The organism is Phyllobacterium sp. SB3 (genome assembly GCF_040009165.1).
In the GTDB taxonomy this organism is placed as follows: Bacteria; Pseudomonadota; Alphaproteobacteria; order Rhizobiales; family Rhizobiaceae; genus Phyllobacterium.
Window position 1 is genome coordinate 405,647 of the sequence record NZ_JBDYKI010000003.1, and the last position, 21,380, is coordinate 427,026.

20 protein-coding genes are annotated in these 21,380 nt (G+C 51.7%); 9 read left to right on the plus strand and 11 right to left on the minus strand.

Going from position 1 to position 21,380, the window contains the following annotated elements; all coding sequences use genetic code 11:
- Positions 1–29: 29 nt before the first annotated feature.
- Together ABKW30_RS13135 and ABKW30_RS13140 are read right to left on the minus strand one after the other, a co-directional pair.
- Positions 30–2,270 carry an EAL domain-containing protein gene (locus tag ABKW30_RS13135; protein ID WP_348599374.1) on the minus strand — a complete coding sequence of 747 codons (2,241 nt, stop codon included), beginning with the start codon at positions 2,268–2,270 and terminating at the stop codon, positions 30–32.
- Between the two features lie 450 nt (positions 2,271–2,720).
- Entirely contained in the window at positions 2,721–3,029 is a 309-nt protein-coding gene (locus tag ABKW30_RS13140; protein ID WP_348599375.1) for a helix-turn-helix domain-containing protein, read from the minus strand.
- Between the two features lie 85 nt (positions 3,030–3,114).
- Between ABKW30_RS13140 and ABKW30_RS13145 the strand changes: the two genes are divergently transcribed.
- The 4 genes from ABKW30_RS13145 to ABKW30_RS13160 all read left to right on the plus strand — a co-directional run bounded on the left by ABKW30_RS13145 (position 3,115) and on the right by ABKW30_RS13160 (position 7,043).
- A complete protein-coding gene (locus ABKW30_RS13145; protein WP_348599376.1) occupies positions 3,115–4,215 on the plus strand; it encodes an NADH:flavin oxidoreductase/NADH oxidase in 1,101 nt (366 codons plus the stop codon).
- A 326-nt stretch (positions 4,216–4,541) separates the two neighbouring features.
- Entirely contained in the window at positions 4,542–5,582 is a 1,041-nt protein-coding gene (locus tag ABKW30_RS13150; protein WP_348599790.1) for a methionine ABC transporter ATP-binding protein, read from the plus strand.
- Entirely contained in the window at positions 5,572–6,237 is a 666-nt protein-coding gene (locus ABKW30_RS13155; protein WP_348599377.1) for a methionine ABC transporter permease, read from the plus strand. Before ABKW30_RS13150 ends, ABKW30_RS13155 begins: the two co-directional genes overlap by 11 nt.
- Before the next feature lie 26 nt (positions 6,238–6,263).
- Positions 6,264–7,043 (plus strand): MetQ/NlpA family ABC transporter substrate-binding protein, encoded by a 780-nt coding sequence (locus ABKW30_RS13160; protein WP_348599791.1) that lies wholly within the window; start codon positions 6,264–6,266, stop codon positions 7,041–7,043.
- 46 nt (positions 7,044–7,089) lie between these two features.
- Here ABKW30_RS13160 and ABKW30_RS13165 read toward each other — a convergent pair whose 3' ends face one another.
- From ABKW30_RS13165 to ABKW30_RS13205, 9 genes are all read right to left on the minus strand, one after another.
- Positions 7,090–8,160: a sn-glycerol-3-phosphate import ATP-binding protein UgpC gene (locus ABKW30_RS13165; protein ID WP_348599378.1), complete on the minus strand. Its 1,071-nt coding sequence runs from the start codon at positions 8,158–8,160 to the stop codon at positions 7,090–7,092.
- A 4-nt stretch (positions 8,161–8,164) separates the two neighbouring features.
- Complete coding sequence (gene ugpE, locus ABKW30_RS13170) at positions 8,165–9,013, minus strand: sn-glycerol-3-phosphate ABC transporter permease UgpE (RefSeq protein WP_348599379.1); 849 nt, start codon at positions 9,011–9,013, stop codon at positions 8,165–8,167.
- Positions 9,014–9,026: 13 nt separating this feature from the next.
- Positions 9,027–9,917, minus strand: coding sequence for a sn-glycerol-3-phosphate ABC transporter permease UgpA (gene ugpA / locus ABKW30_RS13175; RefSeq protein ID WP_348599380.1), 891 nt, complete (start codon positions 9,915–9,917; stop codon positions 9,027–9,029).
- Positions 9,918–9,983: 66 nt separating this feature from the next.
- Positions 9,984–11,294, minus strand: coding sequence for a sn-glycerol-3-phosphate ABC transporter substrate-binding protein UgpB (gene ugpB, locus ABKW30_RS13180; RefSeq protein ID WP_348599381.1), 1,311 nt, complete (start codon positions 11,292–11,294; stop codon positions 9,984–9,986).
- Positions 11,295–11,442: 148 nt separating this feature from the next.
- A complete protein-coding gene (pncA, locus tag ABKW30_RS13185; RefSeq protein ID WP_348599382.1) occupies positions 11,443–12,042 on the minus strand; it encodes a bifunctional nicotinamidase/pyrazinamidase in 600 nt (199 codons plus the stop codon).
- A 46-nt stretch (positions 12,043–12,088) separates the two neighbouring features.
- Entirely contained in the window at positions 12,089–13,249 is a 1,161-nt protein-coding gene (nagA, locus tag ABKW30_RS13190; RefSeq protein WP_348599383.1) for an N-acetylglucosamine-6-phosphate deacetylase, read from the minus strand.
- Positions 13,246–14,256, minus strand: a complete 1,011-nt coding sequence (locus tag ABKW30_RS13195) for an SIS domain-containing protein (protein ID WP_348599792.1) — start codon at positions 14,254–14,256, stop codon at positions 13,246–13,248. Before ABKW30_RS13195 ends, nagA begins: the two co-directional genes overlap by 4 nt.
- Before the next feature lie 14 nt (positions 14,257–14,270).
- Positions 14,271–15,059, minus strand: a complete 789-nt coding sequence (locus ABKW30_RS13200) for a GntR family transcriptional regulator (RefSeq protein WP_348599384.1) — start codon at positions 15,057–15,059, stop codon at positions 14,271–14,273.
- Positions 15,052–15,939 carry an N-acetylglucosamine kinase gene (locus ABKW30_RS13205; protein WP_348599385.1) on the minus strand — a complete coding sequence of 296 codons (888 nt, stop codon included), beginning with the start codon at positions 15,937–15,939 and terminating at the stop codon, positions 15,052–15,054. The genes ABKW30_RS13200 and ABKW30_RS13205 overlap by 8 nt, the downstream gene beginning before the upstream one ends.
- 198 nt (positions 15,940–16,137) lie before the next feature.
- Here ABKW30_RS13205 and ABKW30_RS13210 point away from each other — a divergent pair, with 198 nt between their 5' ends.
- The 5 genes from ABKW30_RS13210 (at position 16,138) to ABKW30_RS13230 (ending at position 21,365) form a co-directional block, all read left to right on the plus strand.
- Positions 16,138–17,049 carry an N-acetylmuramic acid 6-phosphate etherase gene (locus ABKW30_RS13210; protein WP_348599386.1) on the plus strand — a complete coding sequence of 304 codons (912 nt, stop codon included), beginning with the start codon at positions 16,138–16,140 and terminating at the stop codon, positions 17,047–17,049.
- 54 nt (positions 17,050–17,103) lie between these two features.
- Positions 17,104–18,363: an ABC transporter substrate-binding protein gene (locus ABKW30_RS13215; protein ID WP_348599387.1), complete on the plus strand. Its 1,260-nt coding sequence runs from the start codon at positions 17,104–17,106 to the stop codon at positions 18,361–18,363.
- Positions 18,364–18,506: 143 nt separating this feature from the next.
- A complete protein-coding gene (locus ABKW30_RS13220) occupies positions 18,507–19,457 on the plus strand; it encodes a sugar ABC transporter permease (RefSeq protein WP_348599388.1) in 951 nt (316 codons plus the stop codon).
- A 10-nt stretch (positions 19,458–19,467) separates the two neighbouring features.
- A complete protein-coding gene (locus ABKW30_RS13225; RefSeq protein WP_348599389.1) occupies positions 19,468–20,307 on the plus strand; it encodes a carbohydrate ABC transporter permease in 840 nt (279 codons plus the stop codon).
- Complete coding sequence (locus ABKW30_RS13230; RefSeq protein ID WP_348599390.1) at positions 20,304–21,365, plus strand: Gfo/Idh/MocA family oxidoreductase; 1,062 nt, start codon at positions 20,304–20,306, stop codon at positions 21,363–21,365. The genes ABKW30_RS13225 and ABKW30_RS13230 overlap by 4 nt, the downstream gene beginning before the upstream one ends.
- Positions 21,366–21,380 lie beyond the last annotated feature (15 nt).

Genomic DNA, 21,380 nt, shown 5'->3' on the forward strand with positions numbered 1-21,380 from the left:
CTCGGTGATGCCTTGGGTAGATCCCGCTTCTAGCTTGCGACCTGATATCGTTTGCGATCAAATTCAAGCAGGTCGAAAGTTTTCTCCACCGGCTCGGCCGGACTGAAAAGGAAGCCCTGCACCTGATCGCAGCCTTCTTTTTGAAGACAAGCAAGTTGTTCGCGCGTCTCGACACCTTCAGCGGTAATCTTCATGCCCATGCTTGCGCCCAAGCCCATGACGGCTCTGATAATTGCCAAGCTGCCACGATTGTGCGGAAGGTCGCGAACAAATGACTGATCGATTTTGATTTTGTCGAAAGGCATCTTTCGCAGATAGCTCAAACTCGAATATCCAGTACCAAAATCGTCAAGCGCTACGCTAACGCCCATGGCGCGGAACTGTCGAAGCAATGAAATTGCAGCAACATTTGCCTCAAGGAACACAGATTCTGTTATTTCGAGTTCCAGTCTGCTTGGGTTTAGTTTGTTCTTCGTGAGTGCATCCCGCACTATGGAAGCAAGGTCGGAGTGACGGAACTGGATCGCCGATATGTTGATGGCCACATTGATATCTGTGGGCCATTTAACCGCTGTGCGGCACGCTTCCTGAATGATCCATTCTCCCAATGGAATAATGTTGCCGGTTTCTTCGGCAATAGGAATAAAGATCGTCGGCGAGATAAAGCCATGAACCGGATGCTTCCATCGTAAAAGAGTTTCAAAGCCAACCGTTTTGAGCGTCGAAGCGGAAACGATTGGTTGGAAATGCAGGATGAATTCATTGCGCGCCAACGCTCCACGCAAATCCATCGCAAGTGCACGCTTGGCTTCGATGCGTGCATCCATTTCGACTTCGTAAAACCGGTAGCTGTTACGGCCTTCATTTTTGGTTCGGTAAAGTGCCAAATCCGCGCAGCGCATAATATCATTGACGCTATCAGTTGGGGCAATCGCAATGCCGACGCTTATGTGGATATTGATCTGTATTCCGTCAATCCAAAATGGCTGCGAAATACTATGTACCAATTGCTGCGCAAGCTCGGTTGCCGCAGCTTGATCGGCGCCAGTTGCCAATATGGCAAATTCATCCCCGGACAAACGGGCGACAGTGTAGGTTGATGGCGAACTTTCACGCAGACGATCAGCGACCTGCTTCAACAACTGGTCACCAATGCCGTGGCCAAAACTGTCGTTTACGGTTTTAAATTCATCAAGATCGATGCAAAACACTGCGAAGCTACGCAGCCCATGTTCCAGATTTTTCGTTGCCTCGCTCAACTGATCGTTAAACAGGGTGCGATTGGGCAAATCGGTCAATACGTCATAGCGCGCCAGATAAGACAGCTGGTCATCCGACTGTTTTGCAGCTGTTACGTCCGATCCTACACCGCGATACCCGACAAATTGCCCGGCATTGTCGAAAATTGCTTTGCCGGTCAGTGACCACCAGCGTGTTTCACCCTTGATGTTCACGGGCAAAATGTGATTACGAAAGGTTGTCCGGTTTTCGATTGCCTGCCAGATCGAACCAACTTTCATAGCCGCGTCGGCATGTGATTGATCTATCTTGAACAACTGCGCGAAGGGCATGCCCTGTAACTCCCGCATGGTTTTTGCGGCGATCTGAGCAAGGCGCGGTGAGGTATGCTGTAGTTTAAGATCGGCATCCGTTTCCCAAATCCAGTCACTGGCATTCTCTTCAAAATCATAGAGCAGCAGGCTGATAACTTCTTTTTGCTGCTCCACTTTGATCTGATCGAGTGTTCTCATGACTATGAGATTGCTCATGTGAACAATCGTGAACAAAATGAAGAGAGCGTAGAAGGCCAGTAAAATCGCTATGAAAAGGAAAAAATCTTCACCGGTCGAGGCCAGCGCGAAAAATGAGCCCGTAATAATCGTGCCGGAATAAGCGATGGCTGCAAGAGGCACCACGGCTACACCAATGCCGGTCGCCATTAAACCTGCGGCGGTACAGGCAATCAGCAGCCGGTGATATGCATCAGCATTCAAGAAAAGCATCAGGGGTATGCTTGCAAGGCAAATACCATAAAGCGCTGACACGATGATGAGGTATTTTATGGCATCGAAGCCAAGTTCTTTGACCTTCGGGACATTGTACCACTGCCAGCAAGCAAGCAGGGAAACTGCAGTCATGAGAGCTACGATGGTTGCCAGTCCTGCCAGATAGGGCCGGGGCCCGATGTCCCAAAAAACGTAAGTGACAACGAACGTAACGCACATAGCCACCAGCACCGTGAAAGGTGCCAACCTAAGCGCGACATCCATCTGCTCTGCATACACACGCCGTTTGACAACGGGGTTTATGTTCCCGCGCATTCCGAACATGGATCGGACAGCGTCAAAAGTATGAAAGTTTGACAATCGCACGCGTGGGCCTCAGCAAGATAAAACGTATCGATCAGTCTTAGCTGTTTTGAGTTCTGTATTCGTTAAAATACTTCACATCTTTTGTATTAGTTACCAATGTCTTTAGGTCAGAAAAATCTAGATAATTGAATTTAGATGTCAAGCGCAACAAATTTATCAGTCAAGTTACTATAAGTATGGATGGCATTAGCTTCAACAAAGCAAAATCACGCATGTATTACTCTATACTAATGGCATAAAGTATAGTTTATATACAATTAACCCTTGTTTGAGTTATTAAAACGGGTAAGTATGCCCATCTGGCGATCCGATTGCAATTCACATCGATCAATCAAGGGGTTCGATGAATCAAACCCTTGGCGCGGCATTAAGTATCGCAGCCAATAGGCCAGGGAACACATTATCAAGATCCTCAAAGCGAAGTTCATTCATATGGGATGTGCCCTCGTTCCGCGTTTTCACAATGCCCGACTCCCGCAGGATTCGGAAATGATGGGACATGCTTGATTTAGGGCGCCCCCCATCGAGCGCAGCGCATGTTGCTTCACCTTCGCTGGCAAGTTGCCGCACGATTGAAAGCCTAACAGGATCGCTCAGAGCGTGGAGAACTGATTCAAGCCGTATATCGGATGAGGAAGGGTGCACAAACTGTCTCATGAATTCCTGCTAGCACAAAATTTTGTGTATTGCTATTGTTCGAATAATATCGAACAAGCGAACAATTGAATGTTGGAGAAAGCCCATGACGACTCTTTTTGACCCTTTCACACTAAAGGACATCACTTTACGCAATCGCATAGCGGTATCGCCTATGTGCCAGTATTCGGCCAATGATGGTGTGATCAATGACTGGCACCATATTCATTTAGGAGGATTGGCCAGAGGAGGTGCCGGTCTCGTCGTGGTAGAAGCAACGGCCGTCACTCCCGAAGGGCGGATCACCCCCGGCTGTTCCGGGTTATGGAATGATGAGCAGGCAGCGGAGCTTGCTAAAGCCGTAGCGGCAATAAAGGCAGCTGGCGCTGTTGCCGGCATACAAATTGGTCATGCAGGCCGTAAGGCTAGTGCAAATCGGCCTTGGGAGGGTGATGATCATATTGCTGCCGATGACGCACGTGGCTGGGAAATAATTGCACCGTCTGCAATTGCCTATGGGGGTGGATTACCAAAAGTTCCGCACGAAATGACCATTGAAGATATTGCACGCATCAAGCAGGCCTTCGTTGACAGCACAAAGCGGGCACTAGCCAGCGGCTTTGAATGGCTGGAGTTGCATTTCGCGCATGGGTACTTGGCTCAGAGCTTCCTGTCTAAACATTCCAATCAACGCACAGACGAGTCTGGCGGCAGCTTTGAGAACCGCACACGGTTCCTTCGCGAAACATTGCAAGCTGTGCGTGGAGTTTGGCCGCAGAACCTACCCTTGGCCATGCGTCTTGGTGTGATCGAGTATGATGGTAAGGACGAAGAAACAGTAGCGGAAGCAATCGAATTGATAAAGTTGCTGAAGGCAGATGGATTGGATTTCATCGATGTGAGCATGGGCTTTTCGACCGGCAAAGCGAATATTCCTTGGGGGCCGGCTTTCCTCGGTCCGCTTGCCGCACGAGTAAAAAAGGAGACAGGGCTACCGGCGTCGACCTCATGGTACATCAGCACACCACAACAGGCAGAAGGTCTGCTACGCGATGGATCGGTCGATCTTGTAATGCTTGGTCGGCCTCTGCTGGATGAGCCGCATTGGCCATATCGCGCAGCGAGGGAGTTAGGCGTCGAAAAGCCATCGTGGATATTGCCGGCGCCATATGCTCATTGGCTTGAGCGATATCGCACTGCAGCATAAATCAGTGAGTCGACGGTCAAATTAGCTGTTTGGCCAGAATCTTTAGAAGATGATTTCGATTCTAGCTTAGAATGAGAAATAAATTGCGTGTCGGCTCCGGTGCGCCTCACCTATGTTGATGACAACAGTATATCGCTGCCATCAACAATCCGAGCTGAAATGTTCATGTCTGTCGTCAAGGTCTATCGAAAATCGCGGATGCTCTATATAGACGGTCGCAAACAGACAACAGGGCGGTTGTGCGAGCGCCGCAAATGAATATGGCAGTTATGAATAAAACGGCACAAAGTCGTAATGGACCAAGTGACGGCCATGCCGTCACTCCAATGGTGGAATTTCAACAGGTTTCCAAGCGATTTGCCGCGGGCAGCGGCGGTGCGGAAGTTGTTGCACTGGAAAGTGTGGATTTGATAGTACCACGCGGCTCGGTGACCGGTATTATCGGTCGCTCAGGCGCGGGTAAGTCAACGCTGATCCGTCTGGTGAATGGCTTGGAGAAGCCAAGCTCCGGTCATATCCTGGTTGACGGAAACGATGTGGCAGGTCTGGATGAAAAGAGCCTGCGTTCCGTGCGCCGCTCAATCGGCATGATTTTCCAGCACTTCAATCTTCTGTCGTCCAGAACAGCTTTTGACAATATTGCTTTGCCTTTGGAAATTGCCGGGATCGACAAGCCGACAATAGAAAAGAGAGTCACTCCACTGCTTGAACTGGTGGGACTTTCCGACAAGCGCAACCGTTATCCATCGGAACTGTCCGGTGGCCAGAAGCAACGTATCGGTATTGCACGGGCCTTGGCGACTGAGCCGAAGCTGTTGCTTTCAGATGAGGCTACATCTGCGCTCGATCCGGAAACGACGCGTTCCATTTTGGCCCTTCTGCAGAAAATCAATCGCGATCTTGGGCTGACCGTCCTTTTGATCACGCATGAAATGGAAGTGATCAAGACCATTGCCGATCACGTTGCCGTCATTGATGGTGGTCGTATTGTTGAGCAGGGACCGACGTTTGACGTGTTTACCGAACATAAGCACGAAACGACGCAAGCACTTCTGGGCGGATTGGCTGGAATGCATCTGCCTGAGTTTTTGACAAGCCGTATGACGGACACTCCAGAGCAAGGTTCGCGGACAATCCTGCGGGTTATTTTCAAAGGTGAGAACGCAACAGAGCCCATGCTTGCGCGGCTAGGCAGTGATCTCGGAATCGAGGTCAATATCATGGCAGGTGCGGTTGACGAAATTTCAGGCAAGCCGTTCGGGATGCTTGTCGTCTCGCTGCTGGCAGGTGCAGACAAGATCAATCAGGCGCGCAATTTTCTCGCTGAACATGGTCTTTCATCGGAGGTGCTCGGCTATGTCCGCTGATATTCTGGCGCTTTTGATCAAGGCAACCGGGCAGACGCTTTATATGGTCGCGGTAGCGGGGCTGATTGGCTCATTGTTCGGTATTCCGCTGGGAGTGTTTCTTGCGACCAGCGAACGCGGTGAGCTTTTTCCGGCTCCCTCGGTAAACAAGGTGTTGGGGCTAATTGTGAATGCGACGCGCTCCACTCCTTTCATTATTCTCGTCGTAGCAATCATACCTTTTACGAGAGCCGTTGCTGGTACATCCATCGGCACAACCGCGGCAATTGTACCCCTGACCATTGCAACTATACCTTTTGTTGCCCGGTTGGTTGAGACTGCAATTCGTGAAGTTGATCCGGGTTTGACCGAAGCTGCACGTGCCATGGGTGCGAGCCCGATACAGATTGTTTTCAAGGTTCTGCTTGCTGAAGCTCGTCCTGGCATTGCTTCGGCGCTGACGCTTACCATTGTCAGTCTGATCGGCTATGCCGCCATGGTTGGCGCGATCGGAGGCGGGGGCTTGGGCGATCTTGGAATTCGCTACGGTTATCAGCGCTTCATGCCGGATGTCATGGCAATCGTGGTGCTGGTGCTCATTATCCTCGTACAATTGGTCCAGAGCGCTGGCGACCGATTGGCCCGCCAATTCGACAAGCGTAATCGACCCAAATAATCATTCTTGAACAGGAGTATAAAATGCTGAAAAAGATACTTGGCGTTGCCGCTTTGGCGTTAAGCCTTAGCGCGACTGTGGCACTGGCGGAAACAATCAAGATCGGTGTGACACCGGGCGAGCATGCTCAGATTCTTGAGAAGGTTGCGGAAGTTGCCAAGCCAAAAGGGCTGGATATCGAGATTTTGGAGTTCTCGGATTATGTTGTTCCAAATCAGGCGCTGAATGATGGTGAGCTTGACGCAAACTCATTCCAGCACAAGCCATACCTCGATAACCAGATTGCCGACCGCAAGTTCGATCTCGTTGATGTGGCCTATACGGTCAACTTCCCGATGGGCATCTATTCGAAAAAAGTGAAGAGTTTCGATGAGTTGGCGGACGGAGCTACAATTGCGATTCCGAACGATCCGACCAATGGTGGGCGTGCTTTGCTCATTCTTGCCGATAAGGGTGCGATCAAGCTGAAGGACGGTGTTGGCCTGAAAGTCACTCCAGCCGACGTGACAGAAAACACCAAGAACTTCAAATTTGTTGAACTTGATGCTGCTCAGTTGCCCCGTTCAATCGATGACGTTGATGCAGCCGCTATCAACACGAATTATGCGCTCGAAGCTGGCCTTGACCCAATGAAGGATACGATTCTCAAAGAGGGTGAAAAGGCTCCTTACATCAACCTCATCGCTGTCCGCACGGCCGACAAAGACAAGCCTTGGGTAAAGACATTGATCGAGTCTTATCACTCGGATTCAGTCAAGCAGTTCATTCTCGATAAGTATAAGGGCGCGGCTGTTCCAAGTTGGTAATCAGTATCGTCCTTTAAATGAAAAACCTCCCCAGCGGGGAGGTTTTTTATATCCGCTTGCCTGCATCGTTGAAGAGATGCAGTTTTTCCTTTGGCACGATCACGCGCAAATGGTCATCAGTCTCTGACGTAGAGCGGCCGGCAACGCGAACGACGACACGCTCGCCGCCAATGATGCCGTAAACATAACTTTCGGCACCAACGGGTTCGACACCAAGCACCTTCAGATCAAGCGCCAATCCGCCGACATGGGTGTTTGTCCCGGCCGACACTTCGAGGTCTTCGGGACGGAAGCCGATAATGGCCCCTGATGTGGGAACTTCAAGACCTTGTGCACCAATACGCGTGCCGTCTTTCAAGATAAGTCCGGAGCCGTCTGCGGTAACAGGGACAAGGTTCATTGGCGGTGCGCCGATGAAGCTCGCCACGAAAGTGCTGGCTGGTTTCTCATATATGTCCAGCGGCGCGCCGATCTGCTCCACAACACCACCATTCATGACAACCAGAATGTCTGCCAACGTCATTGCTTCCAACTGATCGTGAGTAACATAAACGCTGGTAACACCCAACTGGCGTTGCAGATTCTTGATTTCCACGCGCATCTGGCCGCGTAGCTTTGCATCCAGATTTGAAAGGGGTTCGTCAAAAAGGAATACTTTGGGGCTGCGAACGATAGCACGCCCCATTGCAACACGCTGCCGCTGACCGCCGGAAAGTTCCTTGGGACGACGCTCCAGAAGCTGAGTCAATTCAAGGATTTGTGCGGCATCTCTAACCCGCTTGTCGATCTCGTCCTTGGGCATGCCACGATTACGCAGGCCGTAGGCCATATTGTCATAGACCTTCATATGCGGATAAAGCGCGTAGTTCTGAAAGACCATGGCAATGTCGCGTTCGGCTGGACCAAGATCATTGACGACAGTGCTGTCGATCTTGACGGTGCCGTCGGTAATGGATTCCAGACCAGCGATCATTCGCAGCAAGGTGGACTTTCCGCAGCCGGATGGCCCGACCAGCACGCAAAGCGCTCCATCATGGATGGAAATATTGACGCCCTTTACCGCTTCGACGGAGCTTCCATAGACCTTGCGGACGTCTGTCAGTTCTACACTTGCCATTATATCATTTCTCCGTTTCAACCAGTCCGCGCACAAACCAGCGTTGCATCAAAACAACCACAAGTATTGGGGGCACGATGGCAAGAATGCAGGTGACCATCACCAGATGCCATTGTGTGTTGGCGTCGGTGAAGTCGATCATTTTTCGCAAACCAATGACGATTGTCGCCATATCGTTGCGATTGGTCATAAGCAGCGGCCAGAGGTACTGGGTCCAGCCATAGATGAAGAGGATCACGAACAGCGCGGCGATGTTCGTTTTCGAGAGTGGCAGGAGAATATCCTTGAAAAACCGCCACGGTCCGGCACCGTCAACACGCGCCGCTTCGACCAATTCACCCGGTATTGTCATGAAGAATTGTCTGAACAGCAGGGTCGCCGTTGCGGAGGCCATAAGGGGAAGAATAAGGCCCGTATAGGTATCAATCAAACCAAGGTCGACCATGATTTTATAGGTGGGCAGAATGCGAACTTCGACGGGCAGCATCAGCGTTATGAAAATGAACCAGAAGAAGAACATACGTCCCGGAAACCGAAAGAAGACGATCGCGTATGCAGACAATATGGAAATGATGATTTTGCCAATGGCAATGCCCAACGCCATGATCAACGTGTTGAGCAAAAGGCGATCAACGCCGACACCACCGATTTTGCTGATACCACCAAAAAGAGCGCTGGAGTAATTCTCCCAGAAATGACCGCCGGGTAGGAGCGATAGCGGTGGCCGAATAATGTCCTGCAAGGTCTGCGTTGAAGCGACGAAAGTGTAATAGATCGGGAAAGCAACGATCAAAATGCCGATAATCAGAATGATATGGGCTATGATGCGGCCGATGGGATTGTTTTGAATCATGGTCCGTTTTCCCTCAGCCGTAATGAACTTTACGCTCGACATAGCGGAACTGGACCGCTGTCATAGCGATGACGATCACCATCAGAATAACGGACTGAGCAGCCGAGTCTCCGAGGATCAGGTTGACGAAGCCATCATTGTAAACCTTGTACACCAAGGTTTCTGTTGCCTTGCCCGGTCCACCGCCCGTTACAGCGTGAATAATGCCGAATGTGTCGAAGAAGGCGTAAACCGTATTTACGACGAGCAGAAAGAAGGTCGTGGGTGCAAGAAGTGGGAAAATTATAGTCCAGAAGCGCTTCGTTTCTCCCGCGCCGTCAATGGCAGCAGCTTCGATCAGCGATTTGGGAATAGCTTGTAAACCGGCGACGAAGAACAGGAAATTGTAACTGATCTGTTTCCACGATGCTGCCGCTACTACCAGGACCATGGCCTGATCGCTATTGAGCAGAGGGTCCCAGTTATATCCGGTCGAGCGAAGAAGATATGCCAATGTACCCATTGAGGGATTGAAGAGGAACAGCCAGAGCATGCCTGCAATCGCAGGAGCCACGGCGTAGGGCCATATCAACAGTGTACGATAGATGCCTTTGCCACGGATGACCTTATCGGCCATTACTGCAAGCAACAGAGCGAAAGCCATGGCAATCAAGGCCGTGGCGATTGAGAATATGACAGTGACCTGAAGCGAGTTGAGGTAGTTGGGATCGTTCAGAACGCGTTTGAAATTGGCCAATCCGACAAACTGTGTAGATAGTCCAAAGGGGTCTTCGCGCAACACCGACTGTTGTATCGCCTGCGATGCAGGCCAGTAAAAGAAGATTGCTGTGATCGCCAACTGTGGTGCCAGTAGGAGATAGGGCAGAAACTTGTTGGGGAAAGTGACACGCGTTGACGATGCCATGAGTGCCTCGCTTAAATAAATCCCGCCCGTATGAGATTATACGGGCGGGTGTTTTCGATGGCTGAGTTACTGGCCGATGGCCTGCTTGATGGCGGCATTGCCACGCTCTACGGCATTATCAAGCGCCTGTTGAGCAGTCTGTTTGCCAGCGAGCATGTTTTCATACTCTTCGTTCTGGATATCGCGAACCTGCGGCAGGTTGACGAGACGAACACCCTTGGAATTTTCAGTCGGCGCCTTGCCCATCATCTGCTGGATTGGAATTTCGCGAGCAGGGTTCTTTTCGTAGAATCCGGACTTCTTCGTATCTTCGTAGGCCGCCAAAGTAACAGGTAGATAGCCTGACACCTGATGGAGTTTCGACTGGATTTCAGTTTTGGACAGGAAGTTGAAGAAGGCAGCAATACCTTTGTACTGTTCGTCCGATTTACCAGCAAATACCCAAAGGCTTGCACCCCCCGGTATGGTATTCAGCGGTGCATTCTTTGCTTCCGGCTCGTAGGGAAGCTGGCCCGTGCCATAGTTCATGCCAGACTTGATGATGTCGCCAAGTCCGCCCGATGAATCATTGTAGATGCCGCATTCACCTGAGGTGAAGAGTTGCTTGGCCTCGGATGTACGACCGCCATAACGGAAAGTGCCGTCTTTTGCGAGATCAGCCAGCTCCTGAAAATGCTTTACGAAGAGAGGCGAGTTGATCTTCAGTTCAACATCAACGCCACCAATGCCGTTCTCATTGCTGCCCCAGGTAATGTCGTTCCAGGCAGCGTAGTTTTCCGTGTGAATCCATGTCAACCAAGCTGTGGTGTACCCGCAGTTAGCTGCTCCGCTGGTCTTGATCTTTTTTGCAGCGTCCCAAACTTCAGGCCAGGTCTTTGGAGGAGTGTTTTCGTCAAGACCGGCTTTCTTGAAGATATCCTTGTTGTAATAGAGGATCGGCGAGGAGCTGTTATAGGGGAATGACAGCATGGTGCCGTCTGGTTTTGAATAGTAGGAAACGATACCCGGCAGGTAGAGGCTCTTATCAAACTTGGTTTCACCCATAGACAGGATGTCTGCAACTGGCTTGATCGCGCCTTCCGCTCCCATCATGACGCCTGTACCAGCATCAAAAACCTGAAGAATATCCGGGGCCTGCTTGGCGCGGAACGCGGCAATGCCAGCATTGAGCGCTTCCGGATAGGTGCCCTTGAACACGGGCACGACCTTGTATTCGCTCTGGCTTTCGTTGAATTCTTTCGTCAGTTCCTGCACTACTTCGCCATTCGCGCCGGGCATTGCGTGCCACCAGCTAATTTCGGTAACTGCGAACGATGCGGTCGATGAGGCCAATAAAATGCCGAGGGCGACAGTGAGTTTGGTGCCGTGAATAGTCATTGCAATCTCCCATAATGAGGCGTCGTCTTTAGCGCGCTTGGGCTAAGTATCCTCATTATGTGACAGAGAAACAACAACTTTCTGACTTTGGGCAAATCAGGCTATTATGCCTGTGGAAAAAATGCGCAGCTGTTCACTTTTCACCTTTTCAAATGAGGGTCACACCCGCTTTGCGCATTCTCGTTGTCATGGCCGCAAGAGAGCCCCCGAGATCAATGGCCCGGCATGCATCGAGCAGGACTTCAGCGGTAAAACCCTGCTCCACGGCATCGAGGGCGGAATAGGCAACGCAAAAATCAGTTGCCAGCCCGGCAAAGGTAACGTGGGTTATGCCACGTTCTCTCAGGTAGCCAGCAAGACCTGTTGGCGTGACATGGTCGTTTTCATAAAAAGCCGAATAGCTGTCGATGTGCGGGCGAAACCCTTTGCGGATAACAAGCTCTGCTTTTGTCCATTGCAAATCGGGGTGGAAGTCAGCTCCGTTCGTACCTTGGACGCAATGAACCGGCCAAAGTGTTTGTTCACCGTAAGGCATCGTGATGGTTTGAAACGGCGCTTTGCCGGGATGACTGGAAGCAAAGCTTGAATGGGCAGGTGTATGCCAATCCTGCGTTAGGATGACCCTGTCAAAGCGAAGTATCAGCTTGTTGATAATTGGGACAATTTCGTTGCTGCCAGAAACAGCAAGGGTGCCATCTTCGCAAAAATCGTTCTGAACATCGATAACAATCAATGCGTCTTTGGCCATGCTGAAGTCTCCTGCATGTAAGCCTAGAGTGAATTACGCTCTGGCGTCAACGCGCATAGTGGACATCACCATCTATCCAGACGTGATCCACATCAAGGTTTTCTGTCAGGTGGACAATGTTAGCCCTATAACCCGGCAACAGACGGCCATGAGTATGGTCAATACGAATGCTCTGTGCAGGATAAAGCGAGGCCATGCGCAGAGATTCGCTGAGCGAGAGCCCCAACTCCTTGTGCACAAAGCGGACTGCAGAGATCATATCGAGATCGGCACCGGCGAGAGTTCCGTCATCAAGCGTTAGTCGCCCGCCCGCCCGCGTTATCGTCCTGCCATTGAGCGTGAACGATGTAATATCGGTTCCGATTGTAGACATCGCATCTGTCACGAGGAATATTCTTGCGGGTCCCTGTTTTGCTCGGAGTGCAATAGACATGGATGCCTTGTCGACATGAAAACCATCCGCAATCAAGCCTGCGGACAGCTCGCCTGATTCCAAAGTTGCGCCAACCACACCGGGACTGCGATGGCCGAGCTGGCTCATAGCGTTGAACAAATGGGTGACCATTGATGCGCCTGCCTCGCGCGCGGCAACGGCTGTCTCATAGGACGCGCCGCTGTGGCCCAGACTTACAATCACACCGGCATCGGCCATCGCCTTGATCTTTTCAGGAGGGACGGTTTCGGGAGCGACTGTGGTGAGGAGTACCGGAATTTCCTGAACTGCTTCGATGATTGCTATCAAATCGGCATCATCCATCGGCCGGATCAGCTGTGGATCGTGTGTGCCTTTGTGGCTGACGGAAAGATGAGGCCCCTCAAGGTGCAATCCTATGAAGCCTGCGACCTTCTCCTGTGCAGCAGCTTTACCTGCGGCAATGGCAGCCGCTGTGATTTCCGGTGTATCGGTAATAAGCGTTGGCAACAGTGCTGTGGTGCCGAAAGCAAAATGCGCATCGCAAATGGTGCGGATGGCATCAAGGCTTGGCCCGTCATTGAGCAATACGCCGCCACCGCCGTTCACCTGTACGTCGATGAATCCGGGTACAAGTTTGCCGCCATTCATTTCAACCCGACGGATATCCGCAGATAAAGTGCTGGCAGATTCGATATTCTTGATGGCGCCTTGATCCACAACCAGTGCAGAATCCTCGTGCCAATTCTCGCCATCAAAAATAGCGGCGCCGGTAATTGCGTAAACAGTACTCATGTGGTCTCGGTCACTTTGCGTAGGTGCGGCGGCTCATCCGGATTAAGGCCGCGGCTGCGCGCAAACCCTTCTACAAATGCATAGAATGAAACAAGCAGCGCGAGCGGATCGGTCAGTGGATGCGATGTTGCAACAAAGGGCAGGGCTGTTGCTTTCGAGGTTTTGTTTGATGTCAGGAAGACTGCAGCGCCTTGCTCAGCCAAGCGGTCTGCTGCATCGACAAGCGACGCCTCGGCAGCATCCCGGGCAGCAAGAACCAAAACTGGAAAACCGGCACCGACGATGGCCTTTGGCCCGTGCATCACTTCAGCGGCGCTGTAAGACTCCGCATGCACGCCGCTGGTTTCCTTGAATTTCAAGGCAATCTCATTGGAAATGGCAAGGGAAGGCCCACGACCAAGAATGAAAAGCGAGTTCTCATTTTCCAAAGCAGCCGCGAAAGGTGACCAATCACAGTTCACTGCTTTCGCCATTGCCTCGGGAAGCGCGTCGATAGCGGCTAGTAGTTTTTGGTCATTGGTCCAATGTCCAATAAGTGCAAGTCCGGCTACCGCAGAACTGACGAAGGATTTCGTCGCGGCGACGCTTCGCTCTGGACCGGCAAGGATATCAATTGACAGGTCGCTTGTTTTGGCAAGGTCGGAATCGATGACGTTTGTTATGGCAATTGTTAGTGCGCCGCTGTCGCGTGCCGCCTTTGTCATGCTGACAATATCAGGGCTCTTCCCGGATTGAGAAATGGACAGGGTGGCCGCGCTACCAAGCTTCAGTGTCACGCCATAAATGGAGGCGACCGATGGACCGAGTGATGCAACAGGAATACCCGCTGTCAATTCACTGGAATATTTGAGGAAAGCGGTGACGTGGTCCGATGAACCTCGTGCAATTGATGCGAGAAATGGCGGGTTCTTTTCACGCAGTTTTGCGCCAGCAGCTGCAAGGGTGTCGCGGGAACTATCGAGAAATCGTGTTGTCACATCGGGAATGGACAAGATTTCTTCCCGCATTAATGTTGTCTTGCTCAAAGTACTGCTCCTGATATTTCCGAACTGTCGCCAAGTTTCAACTCGGCGACAAATTCATAGGCGTCTGCGCGGTAGATGGATCGGGTAAACTCAATCACTTTCCCGGATTCCAAATAGGAAATTCGCTCAATGTTCAGGCTGGCCGATCCGGCGGGAACCTGTAGCAATTTGGCGTCATTCTCCTTGAGGATCGCTGCGGAGATCCGCTGTATTGCGCGAACCGGACGGTTGCCGCTGGCAGCCAGAACGGCATAAAGCGATAGTGTCACCAGCTCCGGATTGGGCAGCACATGGACAGATAACGCGGCTCTTTCGATAGCCATTGGCGTATCGTTGGCGACACGCAAACGACTGATCCGTGAAACTCTCTCACCTGAGGTCAGGCCCAGCGTTACCATTTCCTCGGGAGAGGGTGAATAGATGCCGCGATCAAGCCAGGTCGAGCGGACAACCATGCCACGCCGGGCCATATCTTCCGTAAATGAAGTCAGATGCGTCAACGACTGCTCGACGCGGGCAGAGCGTGGAGCGACGAAAGTCCCAGAGCCATGGCGCTGTACGAGCAAGCCGTCATTCACCAATCCCTGAACTGCTTTACGGACAGTCACCCGGGAAATATCAGCGATTGCAGCAAGTTCGCGTTCAGGCGGCAGCGCATCCCCGGGTTTGAGCATGCCTTCGATTACTGCGTTTTCAATCAGGCGCTGCAATTTTACGTAGAGAGGGCCGCCTGCAATCGAACCATCATTCAGAGTAGGGAGTATGCCGATCAAGCCGTCAGACATGCGTGTACTCCGCTGATGATGAAGCAAAGTTTTTTACGGCAAGCTGGACCGCTCCTGTGAGCGCGTCATTCAACGGCTTTTGTAGCTTGCTTTGATAACGAGGTGAAAGCCGCTTTTCATAAAGTGGCCCAAGTCCACCCAAAAGAGAAAGACGCGTTTGGCGAACAGACATGATCGCTTCGAGCCCTTCTTCAATTTGATCAACCGCCGTCTGCAACAATGCAAGGGCGATTGCATCTTCTTTGGCGGCATATTCGAAGATTAGTGGCGCGAAGGTCCCAAAATCACTTGGGCTGGCCGAATGCGCAAACTGGACAATTTTATGCGGGTTGTTTTCAAACCGCTGAATGACCGTATCGGTCAGCGGAGAGGCAATGTGAAAGCGGTCATAAGTCAGCAGCGTTTCTTCCAGCAGATGCCGACCTAGGCGTGCCCCTCCGCCAAGATCGCTGACCTTGAAGCCCCAGCCGCCAGCATAGCGTACATCATCGCCATCCCGCGTGATAAAAACCGAGCCAGTTCCGAGAATGATGACCGTTCCGTCATTGTCCCCGATTGCGCCCTGAAGTGCGATAAGGCCATCGGAAGAAACAACAGCGTTCCTGAATGGAAGTGCAGCTTTCAAATTGGCAGCATTGTCGCCAACATTTGCACCGGCCAATCCAAGAACTGCTGAAAGCGAGCTTATAGACGAACTGGCGATACCCGCTTCTTTGAAGGCTGCTTCAGTTGCGTTCAGAATGTTACGCCGGGCAGTTTCCATGTCGGTCATGATATTGGCTGAACCACTCTTGCCGACGCCGAGGATGCGGCCGCTCAGATCGGCCAATGCCGCTCTGCAACCTGTTCCACCGCCATCGATTCCAAGGAGATAAGTCACGCCAATTTGCCCTCCACAAATAGAATACCAATAAAGTACCAATAGCCAAGCATTAATTTACGCATTTTGAAGTTTTCCTATAATATGTTGTTATTAATGCATAAAATTCCTTATACGTAAATGACTGCAGGAATTTTTTAAGATTTACTGGACAAGTGGTATTTTTTTGGCATTAATTATGAAAACGAGGAGAACAGAGTGGCACTTATCCGCACCGAGCAGCGCAATGACGGAGCGACCGGGCTTGACGAGAAGTCACCGGATGCCGTTCTGCGTTTGCTGCTAGAGGCGCAAATCGATGCCGCGAAGGCCGTCTCGAGCGAGCTGGAATCGATAGCCGATGCGGCACGTATAGCTGCTGAAACAATCGCCGGGGGTGGCAAGCTCGCATATGCAGCTGCCGGTAGCTCGGGACTTATGGCGCTGGCGGATGCACTGGAGATACCCGGCACTTACGGTATCGCGCCGGATAAGATTGTTATCCTCCTCGCTGGCGGCATCGCCAGTCTTAATCGCCTTGCCGGTACATATGAGGATGATATCAGCCAAGCAGCAAAAGACATTGCCGATGCAGGTTTGGCAAAGGGTGACTGTCTGATCGCAGTTTCAGCGAGCGGTACAACCCCCTATGCTCTGGCAGCAATCGAGGAGGCCAAAAAACGTGGCCTTCGCATTATTTCAATCGCCAACAATCGAAACGTACCGATCTTCAATGGTGCCGATGTTACCATAGCACTGGAAACGCCGGCCGAAATGGTTGCTGGTTCGACACGCATGGGGGCGGGCACGGCGCAAAAAATTGCGCTCAATTTGCTGTCTACACTGATGGCGGTCCGTCTTGGTCATGTGCATGACGGCTACATGGTCAATCTGGTAGCTGACAATGTAAAATTACGCGAGCGCGCCGCTCGTATCGTCTCGGCCGTAAGTTCGTGCGATCTCAATGAAGCGATGAAGTTGCTGGATGCCAGCGGCGGCTCGGTCAAATCAGCAATACTGCTCGCTGCCGGTGCGCAGGACACGGAAAAGGCTGCAAGAATTCTCGAAAGCAATCAACAGAGGCTTCGCCCGTCGCTTTCGGAACTGAAAGGGATCCTTGGCTCCCGCTAGGAGCCCGGGTTCTCATTAACGGCACTGCTCATGAGGGTGCAACAGGAGACTAAAATGGGAAGCAAGGCACTAAAATCACTGCTAATGGCAACAAGCATTCTGGCTACAGCCGGTTTTGCGCATGCTGCCGACACGGAGATCACCATTGAAAGCTGGCGTACAGACGATCTTGCAATCTGGCAGGAAAAGCTGATCCCTGCCTTTGAAGCGAAGAACCCGGGGATCAAGGTCAAGTTTGCTCCGACGCCACCTACAGAATATGACGCCGCTCTTGGTGCGCGTTTTGATGCGGGCAGCGCTGGCGATATCATTACATGCCGCCCTTTCGACAAGTCGCTGGAACAGTTCAAGCGCGGTAATCTCGCCAGCCTCAACGATCTGGCTGGAATGAAGAATTTCTCCGATGTAGCGAAGGCTGCCTGGACAACTGACGATGGCAAGGACGCATTCTGCGTACCGATGGCTTCGGTTATTCATGGTTTCATCTACAACAAGGATGCATTCGACAAGCTCGGCATAGCTATCCCTGCAACGGAAGCTGAATTCTTTGCAGCTCTTGACAAGATCAAGGCTGATGGCACTTACATTCCAATGGCAATGGGCACCAAAGATCTTTGGGAAGCCGCGACCATGGGCTACCAGAATATCGGCCCGACATACTGGAAGGGTGAAGAAGGTCGCGCCAAGCTGATCAAAGGCGAGGAAAAGCTGACCGATGAGCCTTGGGTAGAACCTTACAAGGTTCTGCTGAAGTGGAAGGATTATCTGGGTGACGGTTTTGAAGCTCAGACTTATCCGGACAGCCAGAACCTGTTCACGCTCGGTCGTGCTGCGATTTATCCTGCTGGTTCATGGGAAATCGGCCTGTTCAATACGCAGGCTCAGTTCAAGATGGGCGCATTCGCACCGCCGGTTAAGAACGCGGGCGATGCATGCTACATCTCCGACCATAATGATATCGGTGCTGGTCTGAACGCAAAGAGCAAGCATCCGGAAGAGTCCAAGAAGTTCCTTGATTGGGTCGCTTCACCGGAATTCGCGGACATTTATGCCAATGCACTTCCAGGATTCTTCAGCCTGAATTCGACACCGGTAAAGATGCAGGACCCGTTGGCACAGGAATTCGTTTCCTGGCGCGAAAAGTGCAAGCCAACCATTCGTTCAACGTACCAGATTCTGTCGCGCGGCACTCCAAACCTCGAAAACGAGACTTGGGTAGAATCCGCCAACGTTATCAATGGTACGGATACGCCTGAAGTTGCGGCCAAGAAGCTGCAGGACGGTCTGGACAGCTGGTACAAGCCAGCCAAGTAAGCGCATTTAATGAACGGGGCGTCGCACGATGCCCCGTTCATTTCTTTACCAACGTTCGATTGCATCGACGTAATATTTTTGAGCGGCAGCTGCGCGCCGTATTGTGACGCGGCCAAAATCAAAAGCAGGGGTTCTGTTTATCCATGAGCACAGTCGAGCAAGTATCGGCCGATAGCGGCAACGACAAGCGTCCATGGCGCTGGCATATATTGGTTTTTTTGACGCCAGCTTTGCTCGTCTACACGGCGGTCATGATCCTGCCACTCATCGAAACGCTTCGCCTTTCGCTTTTCAACGTCAAAGATGGCCAGAGTGTATTTGTGGGTTTTGACAATTTTGCCGTGCTTTTCGGTGACCCGCGTTGGGCTGCCAGCTTCTGGAATGCCCTGAAGAACAATTTTATCTTCTTCGTTATTCATATGGTTGTGCAGAACCCAATCGGTGTCGCATTGGCTGCGCTCCTGTCAGTGCCCAAGCTGCGCTTTGGTGCGTTCTATCGTACAGCTCTATTCCTGCCGACATTGCTTTCATTTGTTATCGTCGGTTTCATCTGGAAACTCATTCTTTCGCCAATATGGGGCGTCTCGCCTTTCCTGCTGGATCTGGTGGGTCTCAAATCACTGTTCTCTCCATGGCTGGGTAAACCCGGCTCAGCGTTGATTGCAGTGTCGCTGATCTCTGTTTGGCAGTATGTCGGCATCCCGATGATGCTGATCTATGCGGCTATGCTGAACATTCCTGACGAAGTTCTGGAGGCTGCTGAATGTGATGGTGTGACGGGTTGGAGCCAGTTTTGGAAGATCAAGCTTCCGCTGATCCTGCCTTCCATCGGCATTATCTCTATTTTGACTTTCGTGGGTAATTTCAACGCATTCGATCTGGTTTATACGGTGCAGGGTGCGCTGGCCGGACCGGATGGCGCAACCGATATTCTCGGCACGCTGCTCTACCGCACGTTCTTTGGCTTCCAGCTACAGATCGGCGATAAATCCATGGGCGCGACCATTGCGACGGTGATGTTCCTCATCATCCTCTCGGGCGTTTGCCTTTATCTGTTTGCCATCCAACGGCGCATGCGCCGGTACCAGTTCTAGGATCACGATCATGGCAAAAACCACAGCATCTCCTGTCCGCACCGGTCTCGTTCATCTGGCATTGATAAGCTACACTCTCATTGCCTTGTTCCCGGTATTTCTGACTGTCATCAATTCCTTCAAGGATCGAGCTTCGATTTTCCGAGATCCCTTGGGATTGCCGACGCCATCGGTTTTCAGCCTTGTGGGCTATGAGACAGTGTTGAAGCAGGGCGACTTTACGCTCTACTTCCAGAACAGCTTTATCGTTACTGCCGTATCGATTTTCTTTGTCCTGTTGTTCGGGGCAATGGCTGCTTTCGCGTTGTCGGAATACCGGTTCCGCGGCAATACCCTGATGGGGCTTTACCTCGCGCTTGGTATCATGATCCCTATCCGCCTCGGTACAGTTGCCATTCTCCAAGGGATGGTTGCGGCAGGACTGGTGAACACGCTGACCGCGCTGATCCTCGTTTACACTGCACAGGGACTGCCTCTGGCTGTTTTCATCCTCACCGAATTCATGCAGACAGTTTCTGATGATCTTAAGAATGCAGGGCGTATCGACGGTCTCTCTGAATATTCAATATTCTTCAGGCTGGTATTACCACTGATCAGGCCGGCAATGGCGACTGTCGCCGTCTTTACGATGATACCGATCTGGAACGATCTTTGGTTTCCGCTCATCCTTGCGCCAAGCGACGGCACCAAGACGATCACCTTGGGTAGCCAAGTTTTCATTGGCCAGTTTGTGACCAACTGGAATGCTGTTCTTGCCGCGCTTACTTTGGCGATCGTTCCAGTGCTGGTTCTTTATCTGATCTTCTCGCGGCAACTGATCCGCGGCATTACCGCTGGAGCCGTGAAATGAGTGAACAAAAGCCAATCAGAGTCCTCGTTGCAGGGCTCGGCAACATGGGACGTAGCCATGCGCTCGCCTATCATGAAAATCCGGGATTTGAGATCGTCGGTCTGGTAAATCGATCCGTTGTTTCGTTGCAGCCGGAGCTTGCGGGTTACACCATCCATCCATCTTTCGAGAAGGCCTTGACGGAACTCAAGCCGGAATTGGTGTCCATTAACACCTATTCCGACAGCCATGCGGATTACGCTGTAGCGGCAATGGAAGCGGGAGCTCATGTATTCGTCGAAAAACCCCTTGCCACAACGGTTGCCGATGCGGAGCGCGTCGTCGCTGCTGCCAAAAAACATGGCCGCAAATTGGTCATCGGTTACATCCTGCGCCATCATCCGTCATGGATCAGACTGATTGAAGAAGCGCGCAAGCTCGGCGGTCCTTACGTTTTCCGTATGAACCTCAACCAGCAATCAAGTGGCGCGACTTGGGGTACACATAAAGCCCTGATGGAGACGACCTCACCAATCGTCGATTGCGGCGTGCATTATCTCGATGTGATGCTGCAGATAACTGATGCGAAGCCTGTGCAGGTTCGCGGTATGGGTGTACGGCTGTCCGACGAGATTGCGCCCGATATGTATAATTATGGCCATCTGCAAGTTTTGTTCGATGACAAAACAGTGGGCTGGTATGAAGCAGGCTGGGGACCGATGATTTCGGAAACGGCTTTCTTCGTTAAGGACGTCATATCGCCGAATGGTTGCGTGTCCATCGTCATGGATCAGAATGCAAAGTCGGATGACATCGACTCTCACACCAAGACTTCAACGATAAAACTGCACTCGGCAGCAATGGGTTCTGATGGCCGCTTCGCCAAACCAGACGAACTATTGAATATGGCAGGTGAGCCCGGTCATCAGGAGCTTTGCGATCTCGAGCAGGCGTTTGTTCTGAAGGCAATCCGCGAGAATATCGATCTTACGCGTCACATGCAGGATGCGGTGCGCTCGCTGAGCGTTTGCCTTGCTGCCGACGAAAGTGTCCGTACCGGGCAGCCAGTAAACCTATAAATTTGAATCAAGAAA